Origin of the sequence: Vibrio sp. McD22-P3 (genome assembly GCF_021568915.1) — a bacterium.
GTDB classification, from domain to species: Bacteria; Pseudomonadota; Gammaproteobacteria; order Enterobacterales; family Vibrionaceae; genus Vibrio; species Vibrio mediterranei.
The window spans coordinates 13,453-33,833 of the sequence record NZ_JAKGTN010000035.1 but is presented as its reverse complement, the minus strand read 5'-3'; the positions used below and the strand labels follow the sequence as shown (position 1 = coordinate 33,833).

Here is a 20,381-nt window from a genome sequence, read left to right as displayed (position 1 = left end):
TTAGAATACCGGCCTGTCACGCCGGGGGTCGCGGGTTCGAGTCCCGTCCACTCCGCCACTTATTAGAAAACCCGATGCGAAAGCGTCGGGTTTTTTATTATCTAGAGTTTAGTAATTCCCTTTCCTAGTGCTGTTATTATCGGCTTAAACGGATTTTTACCTCAAATCGTTACAGCCTGATATTTGTCATAGTTTTCATATAGCCATTCAAGTCTACATTCACATCTATCAATTAAGTTAATTGCAAGTAATTGAGAATCATTATCTAATAGGTCAAAAAAGGACTATTAGAATGAATCTATCTCGCCGTACCTTCTTAAAAAGCTCATTATCATTTTCTGCTATTGCTGCTATCCCTGGGTGCTCATTAACAAAAGTGTCTGAGTCACAAGATCTCATCGTTTATGATCTGACGGCGCAACCGACGACTGCAGAACTTGTTCCAGGGTATCAAACCGAGGTCTTAGGCTTTAACGGCCAAATTCCTGCGCCCACAATTCGCTGCAAGCAAGGACAGAAGGTAGTCATTCGTTTCACTAACAAGCTAGACGAACCCACGACGATTCACTGGCATGGACTTCGAATACCTATCGAGATGGATGGCGTACCTTTCCTAAGTCAGCCCCCGATAATGCCTAATGAAACCTTTATCTATGAATTTACGCCGCCAGATGCTGGAACCTTTTGGTATCACTCTCATATGAATAGCGTGGTTCAACTCGGCAAGGGATTGGTTGGAGCGCTTATTGTTGAAGAGAGCGAGCCTTTAGAATTCGATCATGATTTGGAATTAGTATTAAAAAATTGGCACATAGACAAAAAAGGTAATTGGAAGCAGCTAATGATTCCTCGATATAGCGCTCGTATGGGTACTCCTGGTGAGTGGGGAACAGTTAATGGCACCAATGAACCTAATTACAAAGTTCGTCCTAACGGGCTTATTAGAGCGCGTGTGGTAAATGTTGATAATACCTTAACTTATAAGATCGCTGTAGAAGGTGCGACAGCTTGGGTAATTGCTATCGATGGAAACCCAATATCCACTCCGTATAAGCTTACTGACCATAAAATGGGCCCAGGTATGCGTCTTGATTTGGCCATAGTTGCCCCTAAGCAAGATGGTTCTACAGTTTATGTTCGCCACCTAAAGGGTAACTTCCCATTTCCTCTTTGTTCTTTCTCTGTCAAAGGTGAGGGCGTTGCTAAGGAACAAAAGATACCATCCTTACCATTAAACCCAATTCCAAAGCCTGACCTATCGAATGCCATCACCAAGGACTTTGTCTTCGAGTGGGAAGGGGCTGTTACTCCAGCAAGTAAAGACGGTAAAGCTATACCTAAGTTCTGGTTAATGAACAAAAGAGCTTGGGAAGGCATGAGTAAAGATAAAATACCAGATCCTATTGCAGAGTTGGAGTTGGGCCGAACTTATATTTTCGATCTCAGAAATGTCACACAGTATCACCATCCTATTCATCTACATGGTCATACTTTTACAGTGCTTGAGCTGGATGACAAAGAGGTCGAGCCATTTCATACCGACACTGTGTTACTTGGAAAAAACGGCAGAGCAAAAGTTGCATTTGTTGCAGATAACCCTGGAAGCTGGATGTATCACTGTCATGTTATTGAACATATGAAGACAGGACTAATGGGATACGTCAAAGTGAGTTAAAAGTGACTCCTGTAACGTTTTAAATTTTGACTACAAACGATAGACTATCTGTGTCTTATGAAAACATAATTTTCGCTGACTTCTGTCGAAATCATCAAGTGTTCGTATACTATTAGCTCTATAGGCATTTAATTTTAGGTACTCTATGATGGGTCAGTTTGCAGTTTTAGGTTTTATAGCGATAGGTGGTGCTTTTGGTGCATGCTCACGCTACTTAGTTTCAGAATTATGTATTGTACTTTTTGGTCGAGGGTTCCCTTATGGGACACTTACCGTTAACGTAGTTGGTTCGTTTATTATGGGGTTACTCATAGCCGCTTTTGAGACTGAGGTACTTGCCCCAGAACCATGGCGTCAAATAATAGGTCTTGGGTTTCTTGGCGCTTTAACTACCTTTTCTACGTTTTCCATGGACAATGTACTCTTGATGCAACAGGGAGCATTTTTGAAAATGGGACTTAATGTTCTACTCAATGTGGTTCTAAGTATCTCTGCATGCTGGATAGGGTTTCAGTTGCTGATCAAAAGTTAAACAAAAAGATACATAGTTTGGTTGAAAAATCGGAACTAATTATTCTATAATCGCTTCAATACTTGTCGGAGTGCCTTAGGGCTGAGACCGTTAATTCGGGATCCGTTGAACCTGATCTGGTTAGTACCAGCGAAGGGAACAGGAGAAATAAAATGGAAACCCTCCCTCTTTTATTTATCAAATAGCGCAAGCTATTGTGGTTGATACCTCTTGTACTCACACATCCGTCAAGCATTTATCTTTTATAACTATATGATATATAAGGAAATGCTATGTCGACACGTAAGCAAAGCAGACTGGAAGCAAAAAACTTCATCGATACGCTATCGGTGACTCCCTATCCAAACTCTCAGAAGACCTATATTCAAGGTAGCCGCAGTGACATACAAGTCCCTATGCGCGAGATATCGTTGGCCGATAGCCTAATAGGAGGCAGTCAAGATAATCCTATCTATGTTCCCAACGAACCTATTCATGTCTATGACACGTCCGGTGTTTATACTGATCCAAACCACCATATTGACCTCTATTCAGGCCTACCAAAGTTAAGAGAACAATGGATTGATGAACGTTCTGATACCGAAGTATTAGCTGGTGTGAGCTCTGAATTTGCCAAAGAGAGACTTGAGGATGAGACGCTTGATGAGCTTCGCTATGGCCAGCTTCCCCGTATCCGACGAGGTGTAGAGGGCGCATGTGTTACTCAGCTCCATTATGCTAGGAAAGGCATCATTACCCCTGAAATGGAATACATCGCGATACGCGAGAATATGGGACGTCAAAAACTCAATGATGAAATGCTCACCCAGCAGCATCCGGGTCAGCACTTTGGTGCTAACCTACCTAAAGAGATTACGCCAGAATTCGTTCGAAAAGAGGTCGCTGAAGGGCGCGCGATCATTCCTTCCAATATTAACCACCCCGAGTCAGAGCCAATGATCATTGGACGCAATTTCTTGGTGAAGGTTAATGCCAATATCGGCAATTCATCAGTAACTTCATCGATTGAAGAAGAAGTAGAAAAACTTGTTTGGGGCACTCGTTGGGGAGCTGATACGGTAATGGATTTGTCGACGGGCCGTAATATCCACGAAACCAGAGAGTGGATATTAAGAAATAGCCCAGTGCCAATTGGTACGGTTCCTATGTATCAAGCCTTAGAGAAGGTGAATGGGGTTGCTGAAAATCTTACTTGGGAAGTTATGCGTGATACGCTTATCGAGCAAGCAGAGCAGGGCGTAGACTACTTTACTATACATGCTGGCTTACTTCTGAGTCATATTCCGATGACTGCTAAACGTGTTACTGGAATCGTATCTCGCGGCGGATCCATTATTGCTAAGTGGTGTCTTGCCCACCACGAGGAGAGTTTCCTCTATACCAACTTCAAAGAAATCTGTGAGATATGTGCACGCTATGACGTGGCTCTTTCCTTAGGAGATGGCTTACGCCCTGGCTCTATTGCGGATGCTAATGATGAAGCTCAGTTTGCCGAATTACGCACACTTGGGAAACTCACTAAAATTGCTTGGGAACACGATGTACAAGTAATTATTGAAGGTCCAGGCCATGTTCCAATGCATATGATCAAAGAGAATATGGAAGAGCAACTGGAGCATTGTCACGAAGCACCATTCTACACGTTGGGTCCACTCACAACAGATATTGCACCAGGATATGACCACATTACGTCAGGTATTGGTGCGGCTATGATTGGCTGGTACGGGTGCGCTATGCTGTGCTACGTCACTCCAAAAGAACACCTCGGTCTACCAAACAAAGACGATGTAAAAACGGGGCTTATCACCTATAAGCTCGCCGCTCACGCTGCGGACTTAGCTAAAGGGCATCCTGGTGCACAAATTCGAGACAACGCTTTGTCAAAGGCTCGTTTTGAGTTCCGTTGGGAAGATCAGTTTAACTTGTCATTAGACCCTGATACCGCGCGTCAATTTCACGATGAGACTCTCCCTCAGGAGTCCGGAAAAGTCGCTCACTTTTGTTCTATGTGCGGACCTAAATTCTGCTCAATGAAAATATCTCAAGAAGTTAGAGAATACGCCAAAGAGCAGCAAGGGGCTGAGAGCATCGACATCAAATTGATTGATGATCCATTGGAAGGTATGCGTCAAAAATCTAAAGAGTTCAGAGCTACGGGCGCCGAACTCTATCATCCAGCCGTAACTGAAGAGTAAGCGAAGGAGCTTCCGTTGACACTTTTAATCCCATCTAATCATCAAGATCTTATTGAACGCGTTCGTCATGTTCTGTCGTTAGCGCAGAGTGTAGGCTTTGATATCGAAGATATTCAGATATCAGAAGTCAAAGAGTCGGATGTTATTCACATTGATGACTCTGAACGTCGCCAAATCATCAGTTCTGATCTGCTATCAGTGCAAATGAATAATGAGGCGGACTATCGACTTCACTATCACCATGGTTTTGTAGAAAGCGATTTCCCCAAGGTGATACAGTCAATGACGCTTGGAGACGTTTATATTGATGTTCATTCGGAGTTTGAACGCAAGGATATATGGTCTTGTCGTGAAGAGGTGATTAAGGCGTCATCGGGAGCGCTATCGTTAATTGATGCTCAAGAGCACTTTGCTTGGTTTATTGTCTCTATTGTGTTGGATTTTCCTCTTGAAGATGCTGTTATGTTAGCTAGAGCAGGAAGTGTTTCACGTGAAACATGGCCATCAACAAGGGAGCAGTTCTTCACTCCGGTGATAGAAAACTCTCATCTAGCTATTAAAGTGGGATGGGCAGTGAGAGCCTCCACATCCGTATTTCCGACGTTATCTAAAAGCAGTCTTGGGCTGTACCCGGTTGTTGATAACGTAGAGTGGATTGAGCGCTTACTGAAACAAGGTATAAAGACGATTCAATTAAGAATCAAAGACCCTGATTACCCTAATCTTGCTCAGCAGATTCAGAAAGCCATTCAATTGGGTGAGCAGTATGACGCGCAAGTATTTATCAATGACTACTGGCAATTGGCTATTGAGTATGGCGCCTTTGGTGTACATCTAGGTCAAGAAGATATAGAGACTGCAGACCTTACCTTGTTGGCATCCAACAATATCGCGCTTGGTCTTTCTACCCATGGCTATTATGAACTGCTTCGAGTGGTCCAAATTCATCCCAGCTACATCGCATTAGGTCACATCTTTCCGACAACCACTAAAGTCATGCCATCAAGACCTCAGGGGTTGGTACGACTCGCTCTGTATCAGCAATTGATCGACTCTATTCAATATGGAGAGAAGCTTGGTTACCCGACAGTTGCTATTGGCGGTATTGATCTGCAAACCGCTAAACCTGTTTGGGATTGTGGTGTTACCAGCCTAGCGGTAGTGAGAGCGTTAACATTAGCGGCTGATACTCAGCACGTTATCGATGAGTTCTCACTAATAATGGCAGGAGAGCGTGATGGTCTCCGATAAACAGTTTCAACAATATCTAAGGCAGTTGAGCTTGCCCAATGTCGGTGAAAACGGCCAAGCGGCGATTTGTGAAAGTCATGTACTAATTGTTGGGTGTGGTGGATTAGGAACAGCAGCAAGCATGTATATAGCTGGAGCGGGAGTAGGAAGAATCGTTATCGCTGATGATGATGATATCGAGCTGTCGAACTTACCGAGACAAATTACCTATCGTTCAAATGAGGTTGGGCAATCCAAAGTAAAAACTCTGGCTGATTTTCTCAAGGCACAAAACTCAGACATTAATGTTAGGACCATTAAGCGTCGTTTGCACGGTAGCCAATTAGCGCTCGAGGTGTCCTTGGCAGATGTTGTGATTGACTGTACTGACAATATAGAAACTCGGCAGGCAATAAACAAAGCCTGTGTTGAGAATCGCAAAGCTCTAGTGACTGCCGCCGCGATAGGTTGGAGCGGTCAATTGGCGGTATTTCAGTTCTCTAAACTAGCCACACCTTGTTATCACTGCCTCTATCCATTCGAAGAACTTGATAGGGCAATGAAATGTTCTGAGTCGAGTGTAATGGGACCAGTAGTGGGGATGATGGGCGTCTATCAAGCTTTAGAGGCGCTAAAGGTCATTACAGACTTAGGTAACAGCAGTCACCCTGAATTGAAGCTATTTGATGGCTTAACTGGACAGTGGCAGTCTCTTAAGATTTCTCATGATGAGACGTGTTCAGTTTGCCGTGATTCGAAGATAACAACAGGAATCAAAAATGATCCAATTTACCGTAAATAACGCACCGAAAGAAACCTCTCACGAGCTTAACCTCATTAGCGTACTTAAAGAGCTAGATATTGAAACGCAAGGCTGCGCGGTAGCAGTAGACGATGAAATTATACCAAGAGCCAAATGGTCGGATTTCACAGTCAAATCCAACATGTCCATCAATGTTTTCCAAGCTATCGCAGGAGGCTAATATGCTCACTATCGCAGGAAAGACCTTTAACTCACGTTTGTTTACTGGAACGGGAAAGTTCGCCGATAAGTCACTCATGATTGCAGCTATTGCTGAAAGTCAGTCAGAGTTGGCAACCATGGCACTTAAACGTGTTGACCTAAACCAACAAGATGACGACATCCTAAGTCCACTTATTGGTAATAACGTAAACCTATTACCTAATACATCTGGGGCGAAGAACGCAAAAGATGCCGTCTTTGCTGCGCACTTAGCGCGCGAAGCGTTAGGCACAAATTGGCTGAAACTTGAAATTCATCCAGACCCAAAATACTTGCTACCAGATCCTATTGAGACCTTGAAGGCGGCGGAGCAGTTAGTAAAAGACGGGTTTGTTGTGCTTCCTTACTGCCACTCAGATCCTACGTTATGCAAGCATCTAGAAGAAGTGGGTTGTGCTGCGGTGATGCCTTTGGGAGCACCCATTGGTAGTAACAAAGGTTTGGTAAGTCGTGATTTCTTAGAAATTATAATCGAGCAGGCTAACGTACCAGTGGTTGTTGATGCCGGAATCGGCGCGCCTTCTCATGCTGCGTTGGCGATGGAAATGGGCGCAGACGCTGTGTTGGTGAATACAGCGATTGCCGCGGCGGCAGATCCAGTTCAAATGGCTCGTGCATTTAAGCTCGCAGTCGAATCTGGACGTTTGGCCTATGAAAGTGGCCTAGCAGGAACGGTAAACCACGCGGTGGCATCCAGCCCGCTAACCGCTTTTCTTGATTCAATGTGAGTTCGATAGATAAAGGTGAAACGATGAGTTTTGTTGAGGAACACGCTAAGTACAACTGGGACGACGTTCGTCTATCAATATACTCGAAAACAGAAAGAGACGTTCAGCGTGCTTTGAGTAAAACCAAGTTAGATCTTGAAGACTTTAAGGCGTTAGTTTCTCCGGCGGCAGAGCCGTACTTAGAGCAATTAGCGCAGCGCTCTTTTGCGCTCACTCGTAAGCGTTTTGGACATACCATGTCGATGTACATTCCATTGTACCTGTCTAATCTCTGTGCCAATGCTTGTACCTATTGCGGTTTCTCAATGGAAAACCGTATCAAACGTAAGACACTCTCTGAAGAGGAAATCAATGCTGAATGCAATGTGATTAAATCTATGGGATTTGACAATATTCTATTGGTAACGGGAGAGCATGAAAACAAAGTAGGGATGAAGTATTTCAAGCAAGTTCTTCCAGCGATCAAAAAGCACTTCAGCTACCTAGCAATGGAAGTTCAACCTTTGGACCAAAATGAGTATGCTGAGCTAAAGCATAGTGGTTTGGATGCGGTTATGGTGTATCAAGAAACCTATAATCGCAGAACCTATGCCGAACATCATTTGCGTGGCAACAAGATGGATTTTGATTATCGGTTAGATACACCTGATAGATTAGCGAAAGCAGGTATCGATAAGATTGGTATTGGCTCGTTGATCGGCTTAGAAGAGTGGCGCACGGACTGCTTTTTTGTAGCAGCGCACTTACAGTACCTAGAAGGCCGTTATTGGAAGTCTCGTTACTCTATCTCTTTTCCAAGACTAAGACCCTGTGAAGGTGCGTTGCAACCAAAATCTGTAATGACAGATAAACAGTTAGTGCAACTAATATGTGCTTATAGATTGTTTAACAATGAAGTTGAGCTTTCTCTGTCTACACGTGAATCTCCAACTTTTCGAGACCATGTTTATCCACTAGGAATCACCAGTATCAGTGCGGCATCAAAAACACAGCCTGGTGGTTACGCTAATGAAGAAGAAGAGCTTGAACAGTTTGCTATTAGTGATGAACGTAGCGCTCGTCTTGTTGCAGAGTCTGTTAAGCAGGTTGGAATGGAACCGGTTTGGAAAGATTGGCACCAATCCTATTCAGGATAAACCGGTATAGTCTATGAAGTGTTTCACGTGAAACAAAAAAAGGAGCTGTTAAACAGCTCCTTTTTAATCTCTCGGGTAAGCTAGCGAACAAGCGGTGCGCAGGCTTGCTCTAACCAATCAAGCGGCTCACCTTCAACAAGTGGCGCTACCTCATCAAACACTTTACGGTGATACGAATCCAGCCAGTTGATTTCTTCATCCGTTAACAATGAGCTAACGATATTTCGCTTATCGATAGGGCAACGAGTCAACGAATCAAAACCAAGCATGCTAGCATCACCTTGTGTCGATTTCTCGATAACCAGTTCCAAATTCTCAATACGGATGCCAAACTCATCAGCGCGATAGTACCCAGGTTCGTTTGACAGTACCATTCCGGCAATGAGTGGAGTGTTATTCACTGCTTTAGCAATGCGTTGTGGTCCTTCATGAACACTTAAGAAATGTCCAACACCATGGCCAGTGCCGTGATCATAGTCAAAACCATTTGCCCACAAATGCTGACGAGCTAAAACATCTAACTGGTGACCACAGGTGCCGTTGGGGAATAGGGCGGATGCAAGAGCAATATGACCTTTAAGCACCAATGTAAACTGGCGCTTCATTTCTTCTGAAGGCGAACCAATAGCGATTGTTCTTGTGATATCGGTAGTACCATCAAGATACTGGCCACCTGAGTCAACCAGATATAGAGTATCTTTAATAATCGCACCAGGGACTTCTTGATTTTCATGGTTGTAGTGACACATCGCGGCATTTCCTGCAGAGGCGGAAATCGTGTCAAAGCTAAGGTCTACGAGTGAGCTATCGAGTTGACGGAATGATTCTAACTTATCGGAGAGAATAGCTTCATCATAGAGATTTCCGCTAGCCACTTCTTTGTCCAACCAAGAGAGGAACTTAACCATCGCAGCACCATCTCGGATGTGACAAGCTTTCATTCCTTCGATTTCTACATCATTTTTAGCCGCTTTTGGCATTAGACAAGGGTCGGCAAGTTGTAACTGTTTCGCTCCGAAAGCCTCAAGCTTTAGTTGGAACCAAGCATTACTGGTTGCTGGGTCCAAGGTGACTTTTTTGCCAGATAGAGCCTCAAGAGCTCGCTCTAAATCGCTAGGGCTACATACTTCAACTCCGTTGCCTACGTGAACGTCGAATGCCGCACGGTCGTCAATTCGTGACTCATCAATGAAGAACTTTGTTGAGCCATCGGAGTAGAGGATGGCATGCGCCAGTAAGACTGGCAGACGAGATACATCAAGCCCACGTACGTTCAGAAGCCAGCAAATCGAATCCAATTCAGTAATGATAGCGGCATCAGCGTCAGAGGCCACTAGTGATTGCCCTAGAGCTGTACGCTTGTCTTGACTACTTTGTCCTACTTTTTCAATAGGCATTAAACGAACTTGGCTTAGCTGAGGTTCTGGACGATCGCTCCAATTAATGTCGATTGGGTTTTGTTCTGTTGCGACCAGTTCGAACTTACTACCCAATTGAACTAAGGCACCTTGATACCAGCTGCCACGGTGCATGCGTGGGTCTATACCAATACGAGAACCGACAGGAAGTGTCTCGGTTACCCATTTAATTGGTGGTTGCTCAATGAGGTGGCAGTATTCAAAAATACCATCAGGTACTTGTTTTCTTACTTGCACCGTATAACGGCCATCGACAAAAATGGCCGCATTTTCGCGAGTCACAACAGCAGCGCCTGCTGAACCAGTAAACTGCGTTAGCCAATGTAGACGCTCATTATGAGCGGGTACATACTCGCCCAAGTACTCGTCTTCGTGTGCGACGATAAACGCATCAAGATCGTTTGCTACAAGCCAAGCTTGAACCAGCTCAACTCGGCGAGAAATTTGTTCCTGCATCTGTTATTCCTTCATCATGGCGAAACAAGTCACCTGGTAGTATTTGCCCTATAAGCTAGCGCTTTTGCCGCCCATATACAATCGATTCCGGTGGCTGCGAAATAAGGTTTCAACAATCAAAACCCGACGTCAAACGTTATACGGGTTATCTCAGGTGTAATGTCTTCTGACGGATAATATCAATCAGCCAAGTTAACGCGGGATCGCGATTTCTGTCCTTATGCCAAAAGAGTGTGTACGCCATCGGAGGAAACTCTAAAGGTAAAGGAAGCACGGTAAGCCCCATCTGCTCCGCGACTAGGTGTACGAAGTGTCGAGGTGCGGTAAAGACAAAGTCGGTGTAACTGCAAAGTGCTGCGGCATTATTGAAGTCAGGAACGGTGATTGCGATATCGCGCTCTCTGCCCATATCTGAGAGTTTGTAGTCTAATAACCATCGATCACTTCCATCACAACGAACTTGTACATGGCGAAGCGACAAGTAGGTTTCCAAATTCCAAGGCTTAGATAGCACAGGGTGATTTGCGCGGACTAAACACATTTGGTTGTCACGATACACTTCAAGCTCTTGGATATCATCAGGTGGATACATGGTTCGAACTGCATCTCTAATATCGATGTCTTTACCTGTAATCCCTAAATCAAGTTCACCTTTTTGCATTCTTTCAAACGTCAGCTCAGTCCAAGAGTGGGTGCTAATGCTGAGGTTTGGTCCTTGTCCAAAAATAGCTGGTAAGAAGTGCGGCATAATAAGCGGATAAACGCTTTCTACCGCCGCAATATGGAATCGATATTCACTGGTAGTAGGCGAGAACTCGGGTGGTTCAGTTATCGATTGCATGTGAGTCACTAGAACTTCGAGCTTAGGTTTGAGCTGCAATGCCCGTGGTGTAGGCACCAGACCATGTGCATGGCGAGTAAATAATGGGTCGTCGAAAAGCACTCTGAGTTTGGCAAGTGATTTACTAACGGCCGATTGACTTAGGCATAAGCGGTTCGCAGCGCGAGTCACGTTACATTCTTCAAGCAACACATTCAGACACAACAATAAGTTAAGATCAATTCGGCTCAGCTTTTCGAGATTCATGTTAAGACATTCCTAGTGGGAATAATACTAATGAGTATAAACCATTTCTGTTCATATCATAACAAGACTAAACTCTGCGCAAACAATCTAAAGTTATCTTATCTGTAAGAGGCAAATACCTTGCAAACGGCACCGTCAAAAATCCAAATCGCAGCGTTAGTTATGCTGGTATTCTTTAGCCCACTGGCTATCGATATTTATCTTCCAGCGCTAACACAAATCTCTACGGCTTTCGATGTAGAGCATACGTTAGCGCAAGATACGATTACGTGGTTCCTATTTGCTATGGGTGTAGGACAAGTGTTTGCAGGTCCCCTTGCGGATAAACTTGGACGTCGAACGGTTGCTCTCGGCGGTATAGCTATCTATGGATTGAGTGCTTGCTTGGCGTGGGCGGCTCAATCAATTGATTGGATGCTTGCTGCTAGGTTGCTGCAAGGCTTAGGTGCGTGCGCGACATCTGTGGCAGCCTTTGCAACCGTTCGCGACATGTATGGGCCAGAGAAAAGCGGCAAGGTGATCAGTTATCTTAATGGCGCTATCTGCTTTATTCCTGCGTTAGCACCGATCTTGGGCAGCTACCTGACCCAACAATATGGCTGGCGTGCTAACTTTAGCTTTATGGCTGGCTTCGCGCTGTTCGTTGGTGTTTTAGTGCTATTCAACATGCGGGAGACCAACCCTAAACAAGAAGGACAGCAGTACTTTGCGCTGTCGCGCTACATCGATGTACTGCGAACTCCGACGTTCGTTTTCCATGCGTCGTTATGCTTATTAGCCATGGGTGTTATCTTAGCTTATGTCACCTCAGCCCCAGTGGTTTTGATGGACAAGATGGGACTAACGATGAATGAGTTTACCTACTGGTTTGGTTTGAATGCGGTCTTTAACATTGCGGCATGTATGCTAGCGCCTAAGATTATGGATAAAATAGGTACTCACAAAACACTACAATTAGGTATTACCACACTATTAGTTGCTGGTGGGTTAATGGCGTGGGGTGCACGTTTTGCAACACCTGCATCATTTATGCTTCCTGTGATTATGTCGTCAATTGGCTTCGCGTTGATTCTAGGAGCTTCCGCAGGAAAAGCGTTGGCACCATTTGGAGATAAAGCGGGTACAGCTGCAGCATTGTTGGGTCTGTTTCAAATGAGTGGCTCTGGATTACTCGTGGGGACGATGCAAAGAGCGGGTCTTGATGCGCCTTATATGATCGCAATGCAAATGTGGTTAGTGTTGCCTGCGTTATTTATCCTAAGATCGAAAGTTGGCAAAGGTTGGCATCAAACTGTAAAAATCGGCTAATTAAAAAACGATTTTGTTTTCCAATTAAAGAAACAGGTGTATATTTAGCAATAAACACACCGTATTAATTATTAACTGGATAAACGCAGTAATGTCTTTGACAACTTACGAAATGGCTCGCATTCTCGAGCAGATGGAAGAGTCTCCAGAAAAAATCATGTTTGGTAAATTGCTTAATGAATTAGGCAATCAGAGCGAAGAGCGCATCCGCAGTGCCGCTAAACAAGTACCAATCCACATGTTGCGTGATATCGTGTATCAATTTCAGAGAGTCATTGAGTCTCGCAAAGGTGAACAAGTTCAGTTATTAGCGAAAGAACTTTCTGACCAAGGTATTTCCGCAGAAGAACTTAAAGAGTTTCTGGCGAATAAATAAATCACATCCCAAAATAACCCCGCTTATCTAAGCGGGGTTATTTTTTCCATTCTTATTAATGCTAATTGAATTTAGAGCGGATAAGTTTATCTGCAGATATTGGTCCCGGTCCCCAAACGACAACTATCAAGATCATTAGTCCCCATAATTGATGATCATAAAAGCCTTTTTCCCAAAGTAGCGGGTAAGAAACAACCGCAATGATATTAAACACAAATAATATTGCTGCCATTGGGCGGGTAAACAAACCGAGAACCATGAAGACAGGCAACACCAATTCTGCTGCTGTTCCCATATAAGCCGCTAGCTCCCAAGGAATAAGAGGGACGTGATACTCATACTCAAACAAGTAGAGAGTACTGTCCCAGGAAGCAATCTTGGTGAGTCCCGAATTAAAAAATACCCATGAAACCCAAAGTCGACAGAACACTAATAATAAGGGCACAAAGCCGCGTTGTAGCGCTTCGATAAGGTTGTCATAAGTCGTGAGCCAGTGTGTTACTTTCGTATTCATACCATACTCCTTGGATTGCTTTCGTCGAATAGAGTGAACCCGGCTACAACGTCCCACGTAAGCAAGTTTGGTAGTTCAGATAGTAGAGCGGGATTTATTCGCTTTAATGGATTGCCATGGCTTATCTCGACCCATAGCTGTTGAAGTTGATTATTCAGAATGTGTAGCGTTGGTTGAGCAGAACCTCGTTTGACCATGAGTAGCGTTTCGGCTTGGTTAATGTCTAGGTTATCGAATTCATGGTCTTTTACTGCTTGGAAAAGACTACCGATGGCATAATTCGAGTAGATTAAGTGACTAGAAGGTTTCACATGAAACACTAAGTCTGAATGTTGACTTTCTGGCACGGACGCCAAATTGACGATAGGTTCCAGACCTTCTTTTAAAGTAACGTCTTCTGCTCTTTGCAGTTCGTCTAATGACCATTCAATCGCCATCACATCCAGCAGATATGGCACAGCAAGCGTGATGTTTTCAAGTTGGCTCACAGAGTCAGCAAACCCGGCTCCATAAGTCATAACATTACCGGAGCGCGGAGGATGTTGAGTAATATGGTGCTTTGCCATCGAATCAAAACATTCATCGCCAACCAGTTGGCGTGTTATCGGATAGCAAGCTGCTAGTACCTCAGATAAGCTAACAACAAAGTTATTTCGGTAGATCTGGATTCGATCAATCGCGGTAAAATGATCGGATAAAATGTCACAGTCCTCTCCGGTGCTTTGATAGAGGAGTGCCTGACTGAATCGCTGTTGGAGCTCGTTAAGCGTCATTGTTATGCACTCCTTAGCGTTTGAGTAAGGGGGACTTCAAGTAAAATGTCGATGGCTTTATTGGCTTCTTCTAATAGCACTTGCGGAGCAGGGATGTCTAAATCCCATTCGATCAAGGTTGGAACTGGTGTATTAATACGATTCCAGTCTTTATAGATCTGCCAAACTTCATCGGACACTCGGGCACTGTGTGTATCAATCCAAATCTCTCCTTGCTCTAATTGCTTACGAGTAAATCCGGCTAGATGAATTTCGTCGACAGTAGTAGGGTCAATGGCCGCCAAGTACTGATTAGTATCGTACTGATGGTTGAAGCAGGAGACGTGCACATTGTTTAGATCGAGCAATAAACGACAATCTGTTTGCCGCTGTACTTCCGCCAGAAATTCCCACTCGGGAATCGTCGAATGATTGAAACGAAGATAACTAGACGGATTCTCTATTAACAGTGGGCGTTGAATGGCGTCTTGAACCTGCTGTACATTACGACAAAAAAGTTGCAGTGCTTCTTCAGTGTAAGGCAGAGGTAATAGGTCATTGAAATAGTGACCACCATGCTCACTCCAACTTAGATGATCGGAAACAACGAACGGCTGGATTTCACGGATTAATTGTTGGAGTGACAGTAAATGCGATTGGTTGACTTTACTGGTAGAGCCGAGTGACAAGCCAATACCATGACAGCTTATCTCTACCTGTTCTCGAATTGCCAATAACTGCTGATACTCCGTGCTGTTTGTTTGGAAGTAATTCTCACTATGAATCTCTAACCAACCAACTTGATTAGCATTGTGTTCGAAGTAGTCGAGGTGAGGTGTACGTAGACCCACACCGACTAATTGAAATGCCTGACTTCGATCCATTGTGATCTCCCTGATCTGTTGCGTATTGTGAGTAAGCTGTAGAAAAGTGAAAGGGCGCTCTATGACGCCCCTTCGTGTAGCTTGTAACTTGAAAATGGATGAACAAACAAAGTTACAAATAAGCTAAGCTGCAAGCAGTATTGCTTTCGGCTTTGGGGGCTTACTATGCAGATTCAGTACTACCACCTGTAAGCTTGCCACATAGCCCTTTTGGTACCACGACAAACGCGTCTTTTTGATTATCTTCTTTGGCTGTACCAGCACATGAGCTTGTTTTTGTAGCACAGTCATTTTTACCTGCTTTTGATACGCCGTAGCATTTCTCTTTTTCTGCAGCATGAGCTGGAGCGGCAGTAAGCATAGTGCCACCTAGAGCGATTAGACCGGTAACTGCAGCAGTGATAGCTAGATTTGTAGTTTTCATAGTAACTTCCTCGAGACTTGATCCTTGTGGTTTCTTTTCACAAGCGCTTAGTTGCGACTTGCTTATTCAATAGGATAGGAAGGGCTTCGAAAATCTTTCAATTTATTCACAAAATATTTAAAAAAGTGTTAAATATTATTTTATTTTGTTGATTTTTAAGAATTTAAATCAAAATAAAAAAACTGATATTTTTCTGAAACCAGAAGACTGTTTGAGTTATAATCAATCGATATGTATAAATAACCAGTAGCTAAGTATCATGGATCCATCTCTTCTTCTCGACGGCCTTAATGACAAACAACGTGAAGCTGTTGCAGCTCCTTTAGAGCATATGTTGGTGCTAGCTGGTGCTGGTAGTGGTAAAACTCGCGTACTTGTTCATCGTATCGCTTGGTTAATGTCAGTGGAAAATGCCTCTCCGTTCTCCATCATGTCAGTGACCTTCACCAATAAAGCTGCTGCAGAGATGAGAGGGCGAATCGAAGAGTTAATGATGGGCAGTTCGTCGGGGATGTGGAATGGTACTTTCCATGGTATTTGCCATCGTATACTGCGCGCTCATTATCTTGATGCGAAACTGCCAGAAGACTTTCAAATTCTAGACTCTGACGATCAGCAACGCCTACTGAAGCGATTGATAAAAGCTCAGAATCTAGATGAGAAACAGTGGCCAGCACGTCAGGCTGCATGGTGGATCAATGGTAAGAAAGATGAAGGTTTGAGGCCTCAACACATTGATAGCTATCAAGATCCTGTAACGAAGACCTATTTGCAAATCTATACCGCCTATCAAGAAGCGTGCGACCGAGCAGGGCTGGTGGACTTTGCCGAAATCTTGCTGCGCGCTCATGAGCTACTACGTGACAACAAATTTGTTCGCGAGCACTATCAAGCTCGCTTTAAACACATTTTGGTGGATGAGTTCCAAGACACCAACAACATTCAATATGCTTGGCTACGAATGATGACGGGCCCTGATTGTAAGGTAATGATTGTTGGTGATGATGACCAATCTATTTATGGCTGGCGCGGCGCTAAAGTCGAGAACATCCAGAAATTCCTCGATGAATATTTGGGCGCTACTACCATTCGTCTCGAGCAGAACTATCGCTCAACCAAGACCATTCTAGAAGCGGCCAATGAACTGATTGCTAATAACACAGAGCGTATGGGTAAAGAGCTGTGGACAGACGGTAATGAAGGCGAAAAAATCTCGGTTTACTCTGCTTACAATGAGTTAGATGAAGCGCGCTTTGCAGTCAATAAAATCAAAGAGTGGCAGGAAACAGGCGGTAGTCTAACGGACTGCGCGATGCTATATCGAAATAACGCCCAGTCTCGTGTTTTAGAAGAAGCGCTTATTCAAGCTCAACTGCCGTATCGAATCTACGGTGGTATGCGATTCTTCGAGCGTCAAGAAATCAAAGATGCACTTGGTTACCTACGATTGATTGCCAACCGCAATGACGATGCGGCGTTTGAACGTATCGTAAATACCCCAACTCGTGGTCTTGGAGATAAAACGCTGGATACCATTCGTTTCGCTGCGCGAGATCGCGGTGCGACATTATGGGAAGCGAGTAATGCATTGCTGGAAGAGAAGGTATTAGCTGGGCGCGCAGCAGGAGCGTTATCGCGTTTCATCGAACTTATTAATGCATTAGAAGACGATACCTTTGAATCGGCACTGCATGAGCAAACCGACCATGTTATCAAAACCTCAGGTTTGTTCTTGATGTATGAGCAGGAAAAAGGTGAGAAATCCAAAGCACGTATTGAAAACTTGGAGGAACTGGTTACCGCAACTCGTCAATTCGAAAAGCCGGAAGAGGCTGAAGATATGACATTGCTGACCGCATTCCTAACCCACGCCGCCCTCGAAGCGGGTGAAGGTCAGGCAGATGAGTTTGATGATGCAGTGCAATTAATGACGCTCCACAGTGCTAAAGGGTTAGAGTTCCCAATGGTATTTATGGTTGGGGTAGAGGAAGGCATGTTCCCAAGTCAGATGTCAGCAGAAGAAGCGGGCAGGTTAGAGGAAGAGCGCCGCTTGTGTTACGTAGGTATGACGCGTGCGATGGAAAAACTCTTTATAACCTATGCAGAAATGCGTCGTCTGTACGGTCAAGATAAATACCACAAGCCATCGCGATTTATTCGTGAACTGCCGGAAACATGTCTGCAAGAAGTACGGATGAAAGCACAGGTCAGCAGACCAACAAGCTCGGGGCGATTTAGTCAAACTGAGGTGAAGAACAACTTCAATGAAACCGGATTTAATTTGGGAGCGCGAGTGAAGCACCCGAAATTCGGCGAAGGAACGATTATTAACTTTGAAGGTAGTGGGCCGCAAAGTCGAGTTCAAGTAGCCTTTAATGGCGAAGGGATTAAGTGGTTGGTTACTCAATACGCGAAGCTTGAGCAGCTTTAGGTTCCCCATGATCCAAATACTAAAAAAGCAGCTCAGGCTGCTTTTTTTATTTGTGCTTTACGAGTTCAGTTCTAACCTGGGATACAGATAAAGAAAAACCCCGAGGGCTTACGCCCTGCGGGGTTATGGTCTTACTCGCAGCAATCCGGCTACTATAGGTGCTCCATGCATCTAATCCTTGATAGTGTGCTGTATTCCTTCAGCGTATTCCTTTCGTCGCCTTCCTAGCGGTGTCCATTGGTCTTATCCTGACCTGCTAACAATCCTCGTTAGCGCACTTCACTTGATCCCTGAGCGGTGTCCCTGACATCTTCCTGATGTTAAGTCCTTGCCTCATCCAGAGGTGTCCATTGTCTTTCCTTAATAGTAACCATCCTAGTTACTATTGCGTCCATTCAATGTCCAATTCGCTTTCCGTGCCGACCATTCATCCTGAATAACCGTATCTTCTTCCTGAAGATGCCCAAATCCCTGAGCTTTTCCTGTTCCGTGTCAGATTCCTTCCGACATGGTTAATATTAAATGATACTCGCTTTAGAGCAATCGCGTTGAGGCGAAAAAGTCCCGTATCTTATCAATGAGAAAAATCGACAATTATTTAAAATCAATAACTTATTGTTAATCTTGGTCTAAGTCTTGGAGTACAAAGCGATAATGACCTACCGCTTTGTGAGAGATCTCTTACACGAAGAGTGTCGAATGGAGTAAGCTGCTCTTACAGCGACAGCAGAACCTGCAATAAGATCGTCAAACCAATGCCAGAAAAGAGCAATCCACACAAAGCATCAATGTAGATTGAGGCGGATCCTAACTTACGTTGCATACGTTTTGTCGAAAGTGCCCAGGCTAAAAACGAGAACCACACAAGAGATAATGACCATAGAATGGCTAACGCCATCAACTTACCTGGAACTGACATGGAAGATGGCACCAACGTCGACATCAAACTAATAAAAAACACCAAGGCTTTAGGGTTGAGGATATTGGTTGTAAAGCCTCGAGAGAAAGCTTGTCGTCGACTCGATAGTAATAAACTCGGGTCGTTAGCTAACTCCGCTGGCTGGTGGCGCAATCCCCAGCGTGAAACAACAGAGCGTAATGCACCGATTCCCAGATAGAGCAGATAGCTACCACCAGCGATTTGGACCATGGCAAACAGTGTTGGGTGTTGGTGAACAACATAGCTCACACCAGTTAAACTTAAGATGGAGTGCAATAAGATGCCAAATGACAAGCCTAAAGCGATGTAGAAGCCAGTCTGACGACCAAACCGCGTGGCATTTTGTACCACTAAAGCAAAGTCGGGCCCAGGACTCATGAGAGCAATGAAATGAACTGTTGCCAGTGTCATCAGGATTGTGATTTCGTTCATGTTGGATATAGCTTGTTAGTTGATATGGGAAGGTGAAATGCCGTAGACGTTACGAAAAGCCTTACTAAAGTGCGCTTGGTCATAAAAGCCAGTTTGCAATGCAACTTGAGCGGAGGGCTGACCAGCTTTAACTAACGCCATACTTTTTTCCAAGCGAAGGCGAGTTAACCAAGCGTGTGGAGACATGCCCGTCGCTTGCTTAAAAAGGCGCTGGAATTGCCTTTCACTGAGGTCGCACAATTTAGCCAACTGCTCCAAACGGATTGGTTGGTCAAGATGGCTCATCACATAGTCACGAACTTGCGTTAGCTGTTTAGTACCAATAGGTTGTACATAAGCACAAGTAGGTTTAGCGTGCCTATTGAGCAGTTGCTCAAAGCTTTCATGCGGTAAACAATCACGCGCGAGAGCGCTGATGTTTTCATCACTCAACGCTAAGTGGGTGTTAAGTAAGGCACGAAACAGCATTGGCTCTTGAACAATTGGACTGTGAAAGCCCAATTGACCTTGGTGGTTGCTGGGCTTGAGTTGTGATAACCAGTGTGGTGATACAGCAAGTACTTTGACTTCATAGCCTTCATCAAAGCGAGCTTGGCCATCGTGCAATTCATCCGGTGGCATCAATACCAAGTCTCCAGGTCCACTGGTATAGCATTGACCTTTTAAATGAAATTGCTGTTGGCCATTGACGATCAAACCAAAATGATAATCGAGATGATAGTGTTTCTGAAACGCAAACTCTTTGTAACAACCACTGATTAAATTGATATCAGGGATTGGCGAAGACAGGTAACTAATCTGCTGCAAAATAACCTCCTAATATCAATCCAATGGTGTCA

The 20,381-nt window shown here is 44.3% G+C and carries 19 protein-coding genes and 1 riboswitch; of the genes, 11 read left to right on the top strand and 8 right to left on the bottom strand.

Going from position 1 to position 20,381, the window contains the following annotated elements:
* The first annotated feature begins 292 nt into the window (after window positions 1–292).
* The 8 genes from L2W36_RS25885 to thiH all read left to right on the top strand — a co-directional run bounded on the left by L2W36_RS25885 (window position 293) and on the right by thiH (window position 8,520).
* Window positions 293–1,675, top strand: a complete 1,383-nt coding sequence (locus tag L2W36_RS25885) for a multicopper oxidase family protein (RefSeq protein WP_236111952.1) — start codon at window positions 293–295, stop codon at window positions 1,673–1,675.
* A 148-nt stretch (window positions 1,676–1,823) separates the two neighbouring features.
* Window positions 1,824–2,207, top strand: a complete 384-nt coding sequence (gene crcB, locus L2W36_RS25880) for a fluoride efflux transporter CrcB (RefSeq protein WP_006074609.1) — start codon at window positions 1,824–1,826, stop codon at window positions 2,205–2,207.
* Between the two features lie 56 nt (window positions 2,208–2,263).
* A riboswitch (TPP riboswitch) is annotated at window positions 2,264–2,362 on the top strand.
* A gap of 117 nt (window positions 2,363–2,479) precedes the next feature.
* A complete protein-coding gene (thiC, locus tag L2W36_RS25875) occupies window positions 2,480–4,402 on the top strand; it encodes a phosphomethylpyrimidine synthase ThiC (RefSeq protein ID WP_236111951.1) in 1,923 nt (640 codons plus the stop codon).
* A gap of 15 nt (window positions 4,403–4,417) precedes the next feature.
* Window positions 4,418–5,653: a thiamine phosphate synthase gene (locus L2W36_RS25870; RefSeq protein WP_236111950.1), complete on the top strand. Its 1,236-nt coding sequence runs from the start codon at window positions 4,418–4,420 to the stop codon at window positions 5,651–5,653.
* Window positions 5,640–6,434 (top strand): HesA/MoeB/ThiF family protein, encoded by a 795-nt coding sequence (locus L2W36_RS25865; RefSeq protein ID WP_006074606.1) that lies wholly within the window; start codon window positions 5,640–5,642, stop codon window positions 6,432–6,434. Before L2W36_RS25870 ends, L2W36_RS25865 begins: the two co-directional genes overlap by 14 nt.
* The gene (gene thiS / locus L2W36_RS25860) at window positions 6,412–6,615 is read left to right on the top strand and encodes a sulfur carrier protein ThiS (protein ID WP_124940446.1); all 204 of its coding nucleotides are present in this window, start codon (window positions 6,412–6,414) and stop codon (window positions 6,613–6,615) included. Before L2W36_RS25865 ends, thiS begins: the two co-directional genes overlap by 23 nt.
* Before the next feature lies 1 nt (window position 6,616).
* Window positions 6,617–7,384 carry a thiazole synthase gene (locus L2W36_RS25855; RefSeq protein WP_107307584.1) on the top strand — a complete coding sequence of 256 codons (768 nt, stop codon included), beginning with the start codon at window positions 6,617–6,619 and terminating at the stop codon, window positions 7,382–7,384.
* Window positions 7,385–7,407: 23 nt separating this feature from the next.
* On the top strand, window positions 7,408–8,520 hold the full coding sequence (gene thiH, locus L2W36_RS25850) for a 2-iminoacetate synthase ThiH (RefSeq protein ID WP_236111949.1): 1,113 nt from the start codon (window positions 7,408–7,410) through the stop codon (window positions 8,518–8,520).
* An 80-nt stretch (window positions 8,521–8,600) separates the two neighbouring features.
* Here the strand turns inward: thiH and L2W36_RS25845 are convergent, their stop codons facing one another.
* Both L2W36_RS25845 and L2W36_RS25840 read right to left on the bottom strand, forming a co-directional pair.
* On the bottom strand, window positions 8,601–10,394 hold the full coding sequence (locus L2W36_RS25845) for an aminopeptidase P family protein (protein ID WP_236111948.1): 1,794 nt from the start codon (window positions 10,392–10,394) through the stop codon (window positions 8,601–8,603).
* 145 nt (window positions 10,395–10,539) lie between these two features.
* Entirely contained in the window at window positions 10,540–11,481 is a 942-nt protein-coding gene (locus L2W36_RS25840) for a LysR family transcriptional regulator (protein ID WP_062463567.1), read from the bottom strand.
* Window positions 11,482–11,643: 162 nt separating this feature from the next.
* Here L2W36_RS25840 and L2W36_RS25835 point away from each other — a divergent pair, with 162 nt between their 5' ends.
* Complete coding sequence (locus tag L2W36_RS25835) at window positions 11,644–12,789, top strand: multidrug effflux MFS transporter (protein ID WP_050798653.1); 1,146 nt, start codon at window positions 11,644–11,646, stop codon at window positions 12,787–12,789.
* 91 nt (window positions 12,790–12,880) lie between these two features.
* Window positions 12,881–13,165: an H-NS-like global regulator TsrA gene (gene tsrA / locus L2W36_RS25830; protein WP_006074597.1), complete on the top strand. Its 285-nt coding sequence runs from the start codon at window positions 12,881–12,883 to the stop codon at window positions 13,163–13,165.
* A gap of 61 nt (window positions 13,166–13,226) precedes the next feature.
* Here the strand turns inward: tsrA and L2W36_RS25825 are convergent, their stop codons facing one another.
* The 4 genes from L2W36_RS25825 to L2W36_RS25810 form a co-directional block, all read right to left on the bottom strand.
* A complete protein-coding gene (locus L2W36_RS25825; RefSeq protein WP_124940443.1) occupies window positions 13,227–13,679 on the bottom strand; it encodes a DoxX family protein in 453 nt (150 codons plus the stop codon).
* The gene (locus L2W36_RS25820; RefSeq protein ID WP_236111947.1) at window positions 13,676–14,452 is read right to left on the bottom strand and encodes an HvfC/BufC N-terminal domain-containing protein; all 777 of its coding nucleotides are present in this window, start codon (window positions 14,450–14,452) and stop codon (window positions 13,676–13,678) included. The genes L2W36_RS25825 and L2W36_RS25820 overlap by 4 nt, the downstream gene beginning before the upstream one ends.
* Before the next feature lie 2 nt (window positions 14,453–14,454).
* Window positions 14,455–15,315, bottom strand: a complete 861-nt coding sequence (gene bufB, locus L2W36_RS25815; RefSeq protein WP_198558461.1) for an MNIO family bufferin maturase — start codon at window positions 15,313–15,315, stop codon at window positions 14,455–14,457.
* A 163-nt stretch (window positions 15,316–15,478) separates the two neighbouring features.
* Window positions 15,479–15,739 carry a BufA1 family periplasmic bufferin-type metallophore gene (locus tag L2W36_RS25810; RefSeq protein ID WP_006074592.1) on the bottom strand — a complete coding sequence of 87 codons (261 nt, stop codon included), beginning with the start codon at window positions 15,737–15,739 and terminating at the stop codon, window positions 15,479–15,481.
* Window positions 15,740–15,995: 256 nt separating this feature from the next.
* On the opposite strand from L2W36_RS25810, the gene uvrD reads away from it, so the two are divergent.
* Window positions 15,996–18,170 carry a DNA helicase II gene (uvrD, locus tag L2W36_RS25805; protein WP_171393433.1) on the top strand — a complete coding sequence of 725 codons (2,175 nt, stop codon included), beginning with the start codon at window positions 15,996–15,998 and terminating at the stop codon, window positions 18,168–18,170.
* A gap of 715 nt (window positions 18,171–18,885) precedes the next feature.
* Here the strand turns inward: uvrD and L2W36_RS25800 are convergent.
* Together L2W36_RS25800 and L2W36_RS25795 are read right to left on the bottom strand one after the other, a co-directional pair.
* Window positions 18,886–19,542, bottom strand: a complete 657-nt coding sequence (locus L2W36_RS25800; RefSeq protein WP_038224410.1) for a LysE family translocator — start codon at window positions 19,540–19,542, stop codon at window positions 18,886–18,888.
* Between the two features lie 15 nt (window positions 19,543–19,557).
* Window positions 19,558–20,349 (bottom strand): AraC family transcriptional regulator, encoded by a 792-nt coding sequence (locus tag L2W36_RS25795; RefSeq protein ID WP_236111946.1) that lies wholly within the window; start codon window positions 20,347–20,349, stop codon window positions 19,558–19,560.
* Window positions 20,350–20,381 lie beyond the last annotated feature (32 nt).

Bases quoted from the DNA above. Each gene is read 5' to 3' on its own strand.
- L2W36_RS25835 (WP_050798653.1), top strand. From the start codon at position 11,644: ATGCTGGTATTCTTTAGCCCACTGGCTATCGATATTTATCTTCCAGCG.
- L2W36_RS25885 (WP_236111952.1), top strand. From the start codon at position 293: ATGAATCTATCTCGCCGTACCTTCTTAAAAAGCTCATTATCATTTTCT.
- L2W36_RS25825 (WP_124940443.1), bottom strand. From the start codon at position 13,679: ATGAATACGAAAGTAACACACTGGCTCACGACTTATGACAACCTTATC.
- L2W36_RS25865 (WP_006074606.1), top strand. From the start codon at position 5,640: ATGGTCTCCGATAAACAGTTTCAACAATATCTAAGGCAGTTGAGCTTG.
- L2W36_RS25820 (WP_236111947.1), bottom strand. From the start codon at position 14,452: ATGACGCTTAACGAGCTCCAACAGCGATTCAGTCAGGCACTCCTCTAT.
- L2W36_RS25840 (WP_062463567.1), bottom strand. From the start codon at position 11,481: ATGAATCTCGAAAAGCTGAGCCGAATTGATCTTAACTTATTGTTGTGT.
- L2W36_RS25810 (WP_006074592.1), bottom strand. From the start codon at position 15,739: ATGAAAACTACAAATCTAGCTATCACTGCTGCAGTTACCGGTCTAATC.
- thiS (WP_124940446.1), top strand. From the start codon at position 6,412: ATGATCCAATTTACCGTAAATAACGCACCGAAAGAAACCTCTCACGAG.
- L2W36_RS25855 (WP_107307584.1), top strand. From the start codon at position 6,617: ATGCTCACTATCGCAGGAAAGACCTTTAACTCACGTTTGTTTACTGGA.
- L2W36_RS25800 (WP_038224410.1), bottom strand. From the start codon at position 19,542: ATGAACGAAATCACAATCCTGATGACACTGGCAACAGTTCATTTCATT.
- crcB (WP_006074609.1), top strand. From the start codon at position 1,824: ATGGGTCAGTTTGCAGTTTTAGGTTTTATAGCGATAGGTGGTGCTTTT.
- thiC (WP_236111951.1), top strand. From the start codon at position 2,480: ATGTCGACACGTAAGCAAAGCAGACTGGAAGCAAAAAACTTCATCGAT.
- thiH (WP_236111949.1), top strand. From the start codon at position 7,408: ATGAGTTTTGTTGAGGAACACGCTAAGTACAACTGGGACGACGTTCGT.
- bufB (WP_198558461.1), bottom strand. From the start codon at position 15,315: ATGGATCGAAGTCAGGCATTTCAATTAGTCGGTGTGGGTCTACGTACA.
- tsrA (WP_006074597.1), top strand. From the start codon at position 12,881: ATGTCTTTGACAACTTACGAAATGGCTCGCATTCTCGAGCAGATGGAA.
- L2W36_RS25845 (WP_236111948.1), bottom strand. From the start codon at position 10,394: ATGCAGGAACAAATTTCTCGCCGAGTTGAGCTGGTTCAAGCTTGGCTT.